A 13,413-nucleotide genomic window follows, 5' to 3' on the forward strand; every position below is an offset into this window, starting at 1 on the left:
AAGGATGTTTTACCTGCACAGGAAAGACCTAGATGCCCACACGCAACGTCATCAACGCCTCCGTCAGCCCCAAGGGCAGCCTGGAGACGTTGTCGCAACGTGAAGTCCAGCAACTCAGCGAAGCCGGCACCGGCACCCTCTACACCCTGTTCCGTCAGTGCGCCCTGGCCATCCTCAACACCGGCGCCCATGTCGACAACGCCAAGACCATTCTCGAGGCCTACCAGGACTTCGAGGTGCGCATTCACCAGCAGGACCGCGGTGTGCGCCTTGAGCTGTTGAACGCCCCGGCAGACGCTTTCGTCGATGGCGAGATGATCGCCAGCACCCGGGAAATGCTGTTCAGCGCCCTGCGCGACATCGTCTACACCGAAAGCGAGCTGGCCAGCCAGCGCATCGACCTGGACAGCTCTCAGGGCATCACCGACTACGTCTTCCACCTGCTGCGCAATGCCCGCACCCTGCGTCCGGGTGTCGAGCCGAAGATGGTGGTGTGCTGGGGCGGGCACTCGATCAGCAACGAGGAATACCAGTACACCAAGAAGGTCGGCCACGAGCTGGGCCTGCGCAAACTCGACATCTGCACCGGCTGCGGCCCGGGCGTGATGAAGGGCCCGATGAAGGGCGCAACCATCGCCCACGCCAAGCAGCGCATGACCGGCAGCCGCTACCTGGGCTTGACCGAGCCGGGCATCATCGCCGCCGAAGCGCCCAACCCGATCGTCAACGAACTGGTGATCCTGCCAGACATCGAGAAGCGCCTCGAAGCCTTCGTGCGCGTTGGCCACGGCATCATCATCTTCCCCGGCGGCGCCGGTACGGCGGAAGAATTTCTCTACCTGCTGGGCATTCTCATGCACCCGGACAACGCCTCCCTGCCCTTCCCTGTCGTGCTGACCGGGCCGCGCAGCGCCGAAGCCTTCCTGCTGCAGTTGCATGCCTTCGTCGGCGCCACCCTGGGCGAGCAGGCGCAGCAGCACTACCAGATCATCATCGATGACCCGGCCGAGGTCGCGCGGCACATGGTCGAGGGGCTGAAAACGGTCAAGCAGTTCCGCCGCGAGCGCAACGACGCTTTCCATTTCAACTGGCTGCTGAAGATCGACGAGGGCTTCCAGCACCCGTTCGACCCGACCCACGACAACATGGCCAACCTCAGCCTGCGCACCGACCTGCCGCCACATCAGCTGGCGGCCAACCTGCGCCGGGCGTTTTCCGGGATCGTGGCGGGCAACGTCAAGGACAACGGCATTCGCCTGATCGAGAAGCACGGGCCGTACCAGATTCACGGCGACAACGCCGTGCTCGATCCGCTGGGCCGACTGCTGCAGGCGTTCGTTGATCAGCACCGGATGAAATTGCCCGGTGGTGCGGCGTATGTGCCGTGCTATCAAGTGGTGAGCTGAACCTGACGTGCCAGGCGCATCGCGTTCGTGAAATCGGGCCGGCTGCGCCGCACTAGGGCTGCGTCCCGTATTCACGCGTGAGCTGAGGCACCTGGATCAGGCCGGCAAAGCCGCCCCAGCCGGTGTCTCACTCAATCGCTTCGCACCCTCAGGCCGGCGTCGCCAACCTGTTCCGGACATCGCTGGTCGGCTGGACACACTGCATGCCAGCCAACAGCGCCCTCATGCACCGTCCTCTGGAAGATGTACACCATCCTTACAGGTGTTTTCCCACCCCCATCGGTGAACCTGCCGCAATAAAAATGGTCTTTGGCTGACGGTCAACACACCCGACCGAATCACGGCCCGCTTCATGGGGCCTTCATTCGTCCCGTTCCAGCGAAGATCGACATGCCTGATTCCCGCCCAGCCCTTCCCGCCCGTTCTGTCCTGCGTGGCAGCCTGTTCGCCGCCCTGGCCGCACTCGCCTTGCCCACCCACGCCGAGACCCCGGCCAGCGATGCCCGTTGGGTCAGCGACAGCCTGAGCACCTATGTGCGCAGCGGCCCTACGGACGGTCACCGCATCGTCGGCAACCTCAAGTCCGGGCAGAAAGTCACGCTGCTGACCACCCAAGGCAACTACAGCCAGATCCGTGGAGAAAGCGGTGACCAGGTGTGGATTCTCAGCAGCGACCTGCAGACGGTGCCCGCGCCGGTCGAGCGTGTCCCGCAACTCGAAGCCCAGGTCAGCGAGCTGTCCGGTCAGCTCAAGACCATCGATGACAGCTGGAAGAACCGCGTGCAAGGCATGCAGGAAACCCTCGACTCACGCAAATCCCTGGTCGATGAGCTGCAGGCGCGTAACACGGCGCTGACCGAGCAGCTCGACGACAGCCAGTCTTCGCTACGCGATGCCCAGGCGCGTCTGGGCGATGAGAACAAGCAAGTGATGATGCGATACATGGTCTACGGCGGCAGCATTGCCGGCGCCGGCCTGCTGGTAGGCTTGATCCTGCCGGCGCTCACTCGCGGGCGCAAACGTAACGACCGCTGGTTCTGAAGCACCTGCTCGAGGGCTGAATCAACGGCTTGGCATCGCGCCAGCGAACAGATGACAAGCGCCGGACGCGCCGGACCCCAGGCGCGCTCGGTTGCGGTGCAGTCTATCGAACTCGAATACCTTCAGAGCCCGCTGGAGCGTCGCCTCGCTCATCGTCTGCCGAACACTCGGCAGCCCGGCCCCTCGCCGATCGAGCCCAAAAACCTTCCTGAAGCTCCGCTAGATCGGCGCCTCGCTGACCCGAGCATTCCACTGCTCACGGAAGCGCTCACGCCAACCCGGACTGCCGCTGTCAAGCCATTCCAGCGTGGCAGCGATGCTCTCAGGGGTGATCAGAAACCGCTGGATGTGGTCGGCCACTGTCGCATCCGACAGGTGCAGCAGCGCAAGGTAGGCGTCGAACGACTCGGCCAGCACCACATACTCGTCGCCCTGTTGACGGCGCCCGGTCCAGGCTGGCAGCCCCGCGACCATGGCCGCCACGTCCTGACGTCCGTCACGCAGGTCCAGCAACAGCACACTCGCCCCCCCGTCGCGGCCGATCGGCAGCAGACCGGTGGCCGGAAACCCCTCGACTTCACGCAACTGCTCCAGCTCGTGCGGATTGCTTTCCCAGTCACCGTCCGGATCGACGCTGAACAGGCTGAAGCCAAGCGTTTCCCGGTCACCGTTGGCCAGGGTCGCGACGACCTCATAGTCCAGCTCGGCGCCGTTGAATGCGCTCAGAAAGGTGCGGTAGTCGTCAGGCAAGCGCGTGCCCAGGCGCGCTTCGAGCAACGCCAGTGCCTCGTCACTGGCTGGCTCGCCAGCCTCTTCGAATATGAGTCCGCGGTAGTGCGTCATGGGTCGCTCCTGGTCAGGTGAAGGCGTGTTAACTGCCTTGCTCTGTCAGCACCCGTCGACCAAGGTTCCCGACGGCGCAGGGGAAGGCTTGCCGGAGAGGCTGCAGACCGCTATAAACCTCAGCTATTGATGAGGTCAGCGAGGTTTACATGCTCGACGTACGAACCGCCCTGTCGGTCGGCGAAATTGCCCAACGCAGCGGCGTCACCGTGGCCACGCTGCACTTCTATGAATCCAAAGGCCTGATCCATGCCCACCGCAGCGCCGGCAACCAACGGCGCTACAGCCGCAACACCCTGCGCCGGGTGGCGATCATCAAGATCGCCAAGCGGGCGGGTATACCCCTGGCGGACATCAAGCGCGCATTCGATGCACTGCCCACCCACCGCGCACTGACGGTAGAAGACTGGAACAACTTGTCCACCGCCTGGCGCGACCTGCTGACCACGCGCATCGACAGCCTGAGCCAACTGCGCGATCAGCTCGACAGCTGTATTGGCTGCGGCTGCCTGTCCATGAGTGAGTGCCCGTTGCGTAATCCGGACGATGCGCTGGCAGACCGAGGCGCGGGGGCGGTGTTGCTTGAGGGTTAGGCGCTGCGTCTTTTGCACGGGTCCAGTCCCGGCAATGTGATGTGGGTTACGGCGCGCGCCAAGGGAGACTGCACCCCGGTAATTCCATACCAGTGCCTGGGTTTCGAGCCGTAGGATAAGTCGCTATGCACTCGCTCATTCCAGATCGACAAGGAAATATCGGTTCCGAGCTGCGCCATGAAAGGCTGCAAGACGGTGAGTACGCTTCCCAGGTTTGGGCTTAGTAACACCAAAGACGAAACTCTGCTGCCTTCATTAGTCTGTCAATCTGCGGAGTCTCCATCGCAACTCACCTTCTGTAACAGCACCTGCATGAGTGGCCAGCACTTAGAAACTGCCAGCCCTAAAAGACCTCTGCTGGTGTGATTAGCACACCAGCTCAGTAACCTGCCTAATTCTTAAAGTTCAATTCTGATGTCAGTTGCCTTTGTCCTAATCACCTCCAACTGCGAGCGCTGAATACTGCTTAAAGACCAGGTAGAACTGGCCCGACTCAGCGAGCTTGAATTTTCGACAGCCTGTACGCCGTCAGGATTGGGTTCGACGTGCCCAAGGTTGAATTCAGCCTGCAGCTCTCGAGCAAGTGCCTCATCACCTGCAGTCGGGTCAACAAGCCTGTAAAAGTGATCACCATCTGCTTTTTTAAATTGATCCAACAAGCTTCTCTCCGAGGCCCATCCCTCCAACTGCTCACCGTACTTTTTCTCTTTTTTCAACCAAGGGACTGCAGCTTGACTGTCAATGCCCAGACTATTTATTTTGGCTTGAACATGACTCATTTTTTGTTCCGAGCGATAAATACGTTTTTGCAAGGAATCACTAAAACTTTTAACCATCCTTGGACTTAATGCTGCACCAGGACGTGAGGCGACCACCGTCGCTCTGATCGCAGTATAGGAGTAGCCCCCTTTATACCATTTGGAAACGCTCCAACGACCGGACGGATCGGATCGGTTAACGGGATCACCCGAGCAATAGGCATAAGTATTCAGCCCGCCTCGGTTGAACGGCGACAGTGCATCCGGACGTGCGAACCGCATCAGCGAAGGGTAAAATACGCGGTGCCCCATCCCTAGCGAGTAGCCTCTGGCCAAAGGCAACAAGGCCTCGCCAACAAATCGAGTATACAGCGCCGTATCGTTTGCGTAGTTGTCATTACCATAGGGGCTGTAGGCGATGTCCACCAAGTGGCCACTTGTTTTCGCCAACCCGATGCATGACCCTTGCGCATCCGTTTCCAAGAGTTTTACCGAACCCGTTTGAGGGTTCATCTGGCAGAAACTCAAATCGCCCGCACGGCCAATGCTTTCAGCCGCATCTGCAGTTGATACCGTAACGAGTCTAGTGTCTTTGTAAAAATAGTTCAGGCTAGCGTGAGCCATTGGGGAATGTCCTTTTAGCGTGGGAGTGCTGACGGTGGCACAGCACTACAATGCTGCCTACTCACACACATGACAGGTAAGGCACGATGCAAAGCCTCGGCAATTTCATGGCCGGCTGTGGATCTCATGATCGCTGGCCTTGAGTCTCTGTGGCCTCACGCCGCAACTGCAAAAGCCCACGTGTATTTATCCTTCATCACGTTATGCACAGCGGGCTGTAAAATAGATGCAGTCACGGTCGAACTTTCCGGTTGGCGCAGACGCGTAGTACTGCCTTATTGCGCGGTTTGGGGTGAAGTGAAAGTACGAATACACAGGGCCGCTCAAGCTCAGGCGTTCGTAAAAATAGGGGGCTGGCGTAACGAGCCAGCAGCGATCGGCTGCAGGGCGAAACCATCCAGAAGCGCCTGACCGGGAAACGCTCGATGTCGCGCTCGAATGGGTGGGAGTGCCGGAGCGGTGAGGCGAGCGTGAGTTGCGTGAGGCATTAGCCCTGAGTGAGATGCCTGCTCAAACCCAGCCAGATAGCGCATGACGATTTTTCTATTTTGCTCAAGGGGCGGCCGGGCGCCATTGCGCCATGCGCACCTGATGGGTTGCGCGACCCTGCCTTGGGCCGCTTCAGGACAGGTCCTGATTCACCTGGCTGATCGCCTGCACCACGCGCCTGGCGCCCTCCTTGATATCGCTGATCGAGGCCCCAGCCTGGGAGGCGAACGACAACCCCAGCGCCGCACTGCTCTGGCTGTTCTCGATCTCGACGATGGCCTGGCTGGCCAGCGTCTGGTTCTGCGCCACCACGCCGACGATTTCCTCGGTGGCCTTGCTGGTGCGCGCAGCCAACTGCCGCACTTCATCGGCCACCACCGCAAAGCCGCGCCCTTGTTCGCCAGCCCGCGCCGCCTCGATGGCGGCGTTGAGCGCCAGCAGGTTGGTTTGCGAGGCGATGCCGCCGATGGTCTGCACGATCGAGCTGATCACCACCGACTGCTTGCCCAGCGCTTCGATCGTGACCGCCGCCGACTGCATCTGCTGCGACACGCTCTGCATCGTCGACACCGCCTGATCCACCACCGAGGCACCCTCGCTGGCGCTCAGGTCGGTGCTGTTGGACACTTCCAGCGCCGTCTGCGCGGCGCGCTTGACCTCATTCTCGCGCAGCACCTGATCGGTGATCACCGAGGCGAACTTGACCACGCGCACCAGCTTGCCTTCGGCATCGTTGACCGGGTTGTAGCTCGCCTCCAGCCACACCTCGCGGCCACGGCTGTCAACACGTTTGAAGCGCCCGCGCACGAACTGCCCGGCGTTCAGCGTGCGCCAGAACTCGGCGTAGGCCGGGCTGGCGACATAGTCGGGATCGCAGAACAACCGGTGATGCTGCCCCACCACCTGGCTCAGCGAATAGCCCATGGCGCTCAGGAATTCTTGATTGGCGTCCAACACCTTGCCGGTGAGGTCGAACTGGATGCTCGCGTTCGAGCGCAGCAGCGCATCGAGCAGCGCCTGGTTTTCCCGGCTCAAGCTGACTTCCACAGACACATCGCTGCCGTAACCGACGACCTGCTGCAAGGTGCCCTCTGCGCTGCGCATGGGGTGCCAGGTCAGACGCAACCAGGCCAGGCTGCCGTCGGCGCGCAGGAAGCGGTAGTCGTCACGCACCGGCACGCCCTTGGCCACCGCTTTGGCATAGGCTTGAAAACAGGGCAACTGGGAGACATAACCCGGCACCAGTTGTGAGAGTTGTTTGCCGATGATTTCCGTGTGGGCGTAACCCAGCGCGGCAGCAAAGGCGGTGTTGGATTCGATGACGCGGTTATCGGCATCCAGCCTGAGGGCGATACCGGCCTGGTCCAGCAGGCCGAGTAGCTGCATTGCCTGCGCAAGGTCGACTTCGCGCTCGGCCAACTTCGCTTTCAGATGCCGATTAAACATGATCAAGACCTACTGTGAGTTCAGAGGGAACAACAGGAACAACAGGAACAACGGGTGTTTGCGGCCAGGCGCCGGTGGCGGTTCTCGATTCAAACCATGCCTCGAACGCAGCCACCGGCATCGGCCGGGCAATCAGGAATCCTTGCGCTTGATGGCAGCCCAGGCCGCGCACATGCTCCAGCTGCTCCAGGGTCTCGACGCCTTCGGCCGTGACCTGATAGCCCAGCTCGATGGACAGCTCGACGATGGTCTTGACCAGAATGCGCTCGCGCGGGCATGCCGCCGAGGTCTGTATCAACGAACGGTCGAGCTTGACCACCGAAGCTGGAATCCGGCTCAGATAAGCCCAGTTGCTGTAGCCCGTGCCGAAATCATCGATGGCAATGTGGATGTTGGCCGCGCGGGCTCGGGCCAGTTGTTGCTGAACCATGTCCAGGTGCTCGACCAGCATGCTCTCGGTGAATTCCAGCTGAATCCGCTCGCTGCTCAGGCCATGGCGTTGCAGCCCGGCCAACAGCGCGTCCATGAACGCCGGGCTTTCCAGATCGCTGGCGGTAACGTTCATGCTCAGGCTGAAGTCCAGCGCGCGGGTGCGCAGCAAAATGTCGAGCACCGCGTTCATCACCCAGTTGCTGAGCAGCGGCATCAGCGCGGTCTTCTCCACCAGTGGCACGAATTCGCCCGGTGAAATGGCGCCGAGCTGCGGATGCTGCCAACGCAGCAGCGCTTCGGCCGAACCACAGGCGCCGTTGGTGAGGTCGATACGCGGTTGCAGGTGCAGGTGCAATTGATCGTCGCTGAGCAAGGCCTTGCTCAGCGATGACAGCAAGATGAAGGCACGGCGCTGGGCGGCGTCGTCCTCTGGCTGGTAGCCGGCGCAACGCGTGGGCGTGCGCCGAGCGGCATCGGCGGCGCCCACCGCGCGGCGCAACCACTCAAGATCACTGCCGTCGCCATCGACCTCATCGATGTGCCAGACCCCTACCCCAACGTCCAAGGACACCGGAATGCCGTGGCACTCGATGGGCGCCAGCAACACCGTGACCATCCGCGCGGCCAGCGCCTGCACGTCGTATTGCGCAGGCACCAGGGTGCCGAAACGTGTCGGGCTGATGCGATAGACCTGCAGACCCGAGTCGACGTGCTGTACCAGACGCTCCTTGATCTGCAGCGTCAGATCGTGTGCGAAGTTGTAGCCCAGGGCCTTGACCACATCGTTGAGCGCCGAGGCCTGGATGACATCGAACGCCATCAACGCAAAACGCTCACCGCGCGCCAGCCGATCACGCACATCGCATTCGAGCTTGATGCGGTTCAACAGGCCGGTGGGGTGGTCGAGGAAATTGCGTTGGCGGATGCCGTCGATGATGCGCATGGCGCACTGGGCGAAGGTCACCAGCATGGCCAGGTCAGCCGCACTCATCGGCGGCCGCGCGGCTGTATCGATGATGCAGAAGCTGCCGATGGCGAAGCTGTCTTCGACCATCAGCGGCACGCCGCAGTAGTAACGGATGCCCGGCTCGCCGATCACCAAGGGGTTGTGCGCGAAGCGTTCATCGACACTGGCGTCGGTGACTTCGAAGGGCCGCGCGTGCGAGATGGTGTGGGCGCAGAACGACACATCGCGTGAGGTGCCGTCGGCCGCGATGCCTTTTTTGGCCATGAACCACTGCTGACGCTCGCTGACAATCGCGACCACGCACATCGGCACCTTGAAATAGGCACTGGCCAGTTCCACCAACGGGCGTAACTCACCGCGCGCGTCATCGTGCGCAACGCACAACCCGGCCAGTTTGCTCAGACGCTGGGATTCATTGAGTGGAATGGGTACGCCGTTCATTGCGCCCTCTGCGGCCGAGCTGCGGTGTGCGGACATTCAGCATCACAAAAATACTGCCGCCGCGCCATCATTTTGCCATTAATGTTTTCAATGGTGATGGATGGACAACTTGAAATAACGGTGTTGTTCAAGAAATGGGGTCCGAAGGGAAGTACAGCAGCCTGAAAAGTTCTGCATTCGCCGCGCCCGGCAGGCCGGGAATGGCACGGAAAACGTGGGGTCCACGTCAGGCGATGGCAATGAGCCATTAAGCAGACCCAGGCGTTTTGTAAACGTTCCATGCTGCCCCTTTTAGTTTTTCAACACACAGTGGACGAGCCCTGCAGGCGCCGTTTTATTGTCGCCAAAATAGTGGCATCAACCTACGCTGTTACTTGTCGGTAATCGCCAATGGGTAATGACCTGTATATCGGCAGGGCTAACAAGAACTGTATATGCCGAGGCTAGAAGAGGCAGACCGAAAACCAGTCTGTAATCAATAGGCAATGAGATTCAGTCCAAACAATGATGACTACTTCGGCCGGTGAGCGTCTTTATCAGCCGTGGACAGCGTGCGATCAGCCTGCAGCGCCCCCCCCCAAGTCTCCTGCCTTGACTGATAGCCGGACAAGGGCGCCGTGGTGCCGTTCGAGTCTTTCTGCAGTACCCGGCTACTCCGTGTAGCGCATCCACAGGTGCCGCTGCCCACCGACGGCGGCCATCACCGTTGCCACGAACACGGCCTGGTTGGATGCCTCGACGTTGTACAGCGCAGCAAACGCCTCGGCCACCGCCGCCGCCACGTGTGCGTCAGCGGGCTCGGCGCGCAACAGGCCCAGATAGGACGCGCCCACGCCGAACAATTGATAGCCCTGGACTTGCAGGTGGCGAACCACGGCGTGGTTCATGGCAGGGCTGAGGTCACACGTGAAGTAGCCGTTGGGAAATGCCACCAGCGCATCGGCGCTGTCCTGCACCGGCACCACCAACGCGGCGAGGGGTTGATCGAGCAGCGTCAAGGGGGCCTGCTGGAAGCCGATCCATTCTTGTACGGCCGCATCATCGAGGGTCAGGCCATGGCCGCAGGCGTCGGTGAACGTAGTGCCCGCCACGCGCTCGCGCAGGTTGCGCAGACAGAGCGCAAACTCGTCCTTGCAGGTGGTGTAGCCGACATACTGGCCCGCCTCGAAACAGCCGGGCGGCAAGGCGGCCAGCTCGGCCTCGGTGGGCGTGTCCAGCTCAAGGTTCAAGCGAGCGTGGCCGCTGGTATAGCGGGCTTGACCGCGGTCATCGAGCGACACCAACAGCATGCTGCCGGGGTGGTCAAGGGCCAGGCGCCGGCGGACCTCGAGCAGCGCCTCGAAGTCGTTGACAGCGCTCAGTTCATATTCGTCGCAGATGCCTTGCGAGGGGTTGTGCAGGCCTTGATGGCCAATGAATTCGATGTTCATCCGGGCTTCCATGGCAGGAGGTGGGCGCTCGGCACAACCCGCGCTGCACGAGGGTCATTGGCCGGCGGTAAACTGTTACCGCAGTTATCAGAGTGACGCAATCAGCCTGGGTTCGCAGCGCCATTGGCCGCCGTACTGTTACCCAATGCTCGGCGCTGATCGACAACCTCTCGGTTCAGGTTGCGCGAAACGCCAACCCCAGGTTCTATCGCCAGCCCCGCTCTATTGTGCGCAACGCCCGGCAGCCGGTACGCCTCAACGATTCAGCACCTGCTGTGAGCGGGGCGATGGTGGCCAGCCGCGCTGCGCGCCATCGACGCTTGGTACATCGCTTGCTTGCGCTGCAGCTCCCCCGCTGCCCACTTCGACAAGGACGCCACCCATGCCCAGCTCACCCCTCCCCCTTACCTCGACCCGGAGCCGCTCATGAGCCATGGCCCGGACACCTAGCCGATCGATCCACTGCTCACCGCCCGCCGCCTGGCCGCGCAGTTTGCCCAGACCGCCATCGAGCGTGACGCCGCCGGGGGCACGCCGAAAACCGAGCGCGACGCCCTGCGCCACAGCGGCCTGCTGGCCTTGAGCATTCCACGGGAACTGGGTGGGCTTGGCGGCAACTGGCGCCAGACCCTGACCGTGGTGCGCGAGCTGGCCAAGGTCGACAGCGCGGTCGCTCACGTATTCGGCTTCCATCATCTGATGCTGGCCACCGTGCGGCTGTTTGCACGCGAATCGCAGTGGCAGCCGTGGTTCGAGCACACCGCACGCCAGCAGTGGTTCTGGGGCAATGCGCTGAACCCGCTGGACACCCGCACGGTGGTTGCCAGGGTCAATGGCCAGCGGGTATTTACCGGGCAGAAAAGCTTCTGCTCCGGCGCGCGGGATTCGCAGAGGCTGATCGCCTCGGCGGTGGACCCTGCCGCCGGCGGCAAGCTGCTGATTGCGGCAATTCCCAGTGACCGCGCCGGCATCACCCTGCATGGCGACTGGGACAACATCGGTCAGCGCCAGACCGACAGCGGCAGCGCCACCTTTGATCACGTGCGCGTCGAGGATGACGAACTGTTGCTTGATCCAGGTCCGCTGAGCACGCCGTTCGCCTGCCTGCGGCCGCTGATCGCACAACTGCACTTTGCCCATGTGTTCCTGGGCCTGACCGAAGGCGCTCTGGAGCAAGCTTGCCACTACACCCGCACGCAGAGCAGGCCATGGCTGCGGGCAACGGTCGAGCATGCGTATCAGGACCCTTATGTGCTGCGCCACTATGGGGAGTTCTGGGTGGCCCTGGAGGGGGTGCGCCTATTGGTTGAGCGGGCTGCCGAGCAACTGGACCTGGCCTGGGCTCAAGGGCCTGCGCTGAGCGCCGAGCAGCGCGGGGCGCTGGCGGTGTCGATCGCCACGGCCAAGGTGGCGGCCAGCCGTACCGGGCTGGACATCTGCAATCGACTGTTCGAGGTGACCGGCGCGCGGGCGACCCAGGCTTCGCTGCGGCTTGATCGGTACTGGCGCAACCTGCGCGTGCAGTCGCTGCATGATCCGGTCGACTACAAGCTGCAGGAGGTGGGGGACTGGGCATTGAACGGGGTGGTGCCGGTGCCTTCTTTTTATGGCTGATGGGGCTGGGGTGCGGGGCCTGCGCGTGCGTTGGCACCTGATACGGGTGTGATGAGTGCAGCAGCGCAGTGTGCAATCATTGGGCATGGCGCCCGAACCCCCGGCACAGCTTGCAGGTCCACCGCATGACGCGCCCATTTCCCACAGGTTCAGGAGACCTTCATGAGCACTGCTTACATACCCCCCAAGGTCTGGCATAACGATGCTGCCTCCGGCGGCAAATTCGCCAGCACCAACCGCCCGGTCGCCGGCCCCACCCATGAGAAAGCGCTGCCCGTCGGCAAGCACCCGCTGCAGTTGTATTCGATGGGCACGCCCAATGGCATCAAGGTCACGATTGTGCTCGAAGAGTTGCTGGCCCTCGGCCACAGCGCTGCCGAGTACGACGCCTGGCTGATCCGCATCGGCGAGGGCGATCAGTTCTCCAGCGGTTTCGTCGAGGTCAATCCGAATTCCAAGATCCCGGCCCTGCTCGATCTCGGCGTCGAACCACCATTGCGGGTGTTCGAGTCGGGCGCGATCCTGCTGTATCTGGCGGAAAAATTCGGCGTCTTGCTGGCCGAAGATCTGCCTACGCGTACCGAAACCTTGAACTGGCTGTTCTGGCAGATGGGCTCAGCGCCCTACCTGGGCGGTGGCTTCGGTCACTTTTACGTGTATGCACCGGAGAAAATCGAGTACGCCATCAACCGCTTCACCATGGAAGCCAAGCGCCAGCTCGATGTGCTCAACCGTCGCCTGGAGGAAAGTCCGTACCTGGGCGGCGCGCACTACAGCATCGCGGATATCGCAGTGTGGTCGTGGTACGGCCAGTTGGTGCTCGGTACGGTCTACGACGCAGCTGAATTCCTTGCCGTCGAGGAATATCCGCACGTTCTGCGCTGGGCCAGGGCCATTGGCGAACGCCCGGCGGTCAAACGCGGTACCCGGGTCAACCGCACCTGGGGCGATGAGGCAACACAGGCGCCGGAGCGTCATAGCGCGGCTGATCTGGACTGAGCGCCTGGCGCGCTGGGTCGGGGGACGCTCGATGCCCTCGACCCTGGCCGTATCCGCTAAAACACCAACCGCGTGGCGTGGCTGATCCCAGGCAATCGAAGATTGTCATAGGCGCGAGCGGCCCCCCAGCGCTTGCTCGCGAAGCACTCAGGGCCAGCACGCTTGTTGGGGCTAGACGCGTTGCCAAAGCGGTTCTCACAAGCAAGCTCGTTCCCACATCGATGCTTGCTGCGGGAATGATCGAGGACGGCCCACCCCTTCGCGGCTGGGCCGCAGACGAGGGCACGGCCCTTGACGTTCACAGGATCGAGCAGGCGTGGCGCGTCCGGC

The 13,413-nt window shown here is 62.1% G+C and carries 10 protein-coding genes and 1 pseudogene; 5 read left to right on the forward strand and 6 right to left on the reverse strand.

Annotated elements, in window-relative coordinates:
- Positions 1 to 32 precede the first annotated feature (32 nt).
- Positions 33 to 1,406, forward strand: a complete 1,374-nt coding sequence (gene ppnN, locus SJI00_RS13690) for a nucleotide 5'-monophosphate nucleosidase PpnN (RefSeq protein WP_322462249.1) — start codon at positions 33 to 35, stop codon at positions 1,404 to 1,406.
- Positions 1,407 to 1,796: 390 nt separating this feature from the next.
- Entirely contained in the window at positions 1,797 to 2,447 is a 651-nt protein-coding gene (locus SJI00_RS13695) for a TIGR04211 family SH3 domain-containing protein (RefSeq protein WP_322462250.1), read from the forward strand.
- A 219-nt stretch (positions 2,448 to 2,666) separates the two neighbouring features.
- Here SJI00_RS13695 and SJI00_RS13700 read toward each other — a convergent pair whose 3' ends face one another.
- On the reverse strand, positions 2,667 to 3,290 hold the full coding sequence (locus SJI00_RS13700) for an SMI1/KNR4 family protein (RefSeq protein WP_322462251.1): 624 nt from the start codon (positions 3,288 to 3,290) through the stop codon (positions 2,667 to 2,669).
- A gap of 149 nt (positions 3,291 to 3,439) precedes the next feature.
- Here SJI00_RS13700 and soxR point away from each other — a divergent pair, with 149 nt between their 5' ends.
- On the forward strand, positions 3,440 to 3,883 hold the full coding sequence (gene soxR / locus SJI00_RS13705; RefSeq protein ID WP_322462252.1) for a redox-sensitive transcriptional activator SoxR: 444 nt from the start codon (positions 3,440 to 3,442) through the stop codon (positions 3,881 to 3,883).
- A gap of 398 nt (positions 3,884 to 4,281) precedes the next feature.
- Here the strand turns inward: soxR and SJI00_RS13710 are convergent, their stop codons facing one another.
- From SJI00_RS13710 to SJI00_RS13725, 5 genes and pseudogenes are all read right to left on the reverse strand, one after another.
- Complete coding sequence (locus tag SJI00_RS13710; RefSeq protein WP_322462253.1) at positions 4,282 to 5,265, reverse strand: RHS repeat-associated core domain-containing protein; 984 nt, start codon at positions 5,263 to 5,265, stop codon at positions 4,282 to 4,284.
- A 621-nt stretch (positions 5,266 to 5,886) separates the two neighbouring features.
- Entirely contained in the window at positions 5,887 to 6,444 is a 558-nt protein-coding gene (locus SJI00_RS22610) for a methyl-accepting chemotaxis protein (RefSeq protein ID WP_416221041.1), read from the reverse strand.
- Positions 6,424 to 7,200 (reverse strand): annotated as a pseudogene (locus SJI00_RS22615) (PAS domain-containing protein); the annotation flags it as partial. The gene SJI00_RS22610 and the pseudogene SJI00_RS22615, both read right to left, overlap by 21 nt.
- A complete protein-coding gene (locus SJI00_RS13720) occupies positions 7,193 to 9,040 on the reverse strand; it encodes a sensor domain-containing diguanylate cyclase (RefSeq protein ID WP_322462255.1) in 1,848 nt (615 codons plus the stop codon). The pseudogene SJI00_RS22615 and the gene SJI00_RS13720, both read right to left, overlap by 8 nt.
- A gap of 650 nt (positions 9,041 to 9,690) precedes the next feature.
- The gene (locus SJI00_RS13725) at positions 9,691 to 10,470 is read right to left on the reverse strand and encodes a hypothetical protein (protein WP_322462256.1); all 780 of its coding nucleotides are present in this window, start codon (positions 10,468 to 10,470) and stop codon (positions 9,691 to 9,693) included.
- A 453-nt stretch (positions 10,471 to 10,923) separates the two neighbouring features.
- Here SJI00_RS13725 and SJI00_RS13730 point away from each other — a divergent pair, with 453 nt between their 5' ends.
- A complete protein-coding gene (locus tag SJI00_RS13730) occupies positions 10,924 to 12,084 on the forward strand; it encodes an acyl-CoA dehydrogenase family protein (protein WP_322462369.1) in 1,161 nt (386 codons plus the stop codon).
- Positions 12,085 to 12,246: 162 nt separating this feature from the next.
- Positions 12,247 to 13,083 carry a glutathione-dependent disulfide-bond oxidoreductase gene (gene yghU / locus SJI00_RS13735; RefSeq protein ID WP_322462257.1) on the forward strand — a complete coding sequence of 279 codons (837 nt, stop codon included), beginning with the start codon at positions 12,247 to 12,249 and terminating at the stop codon, positions 13,081 to 13,083.
- Positions 13,084 to 13,413 lie beyond the last annotated feature (330 nt).

The sequence above is a fragment of the Pseudomonas gebzensis genome, assembly GCF_034427815.1.
Classification (GTDB): domain Bacteria; phylum Pseudomonadota; class Gammaproteobacteria; order Pseudomonadales; family Pseudomonadaceae; genus Aquipseudomonas.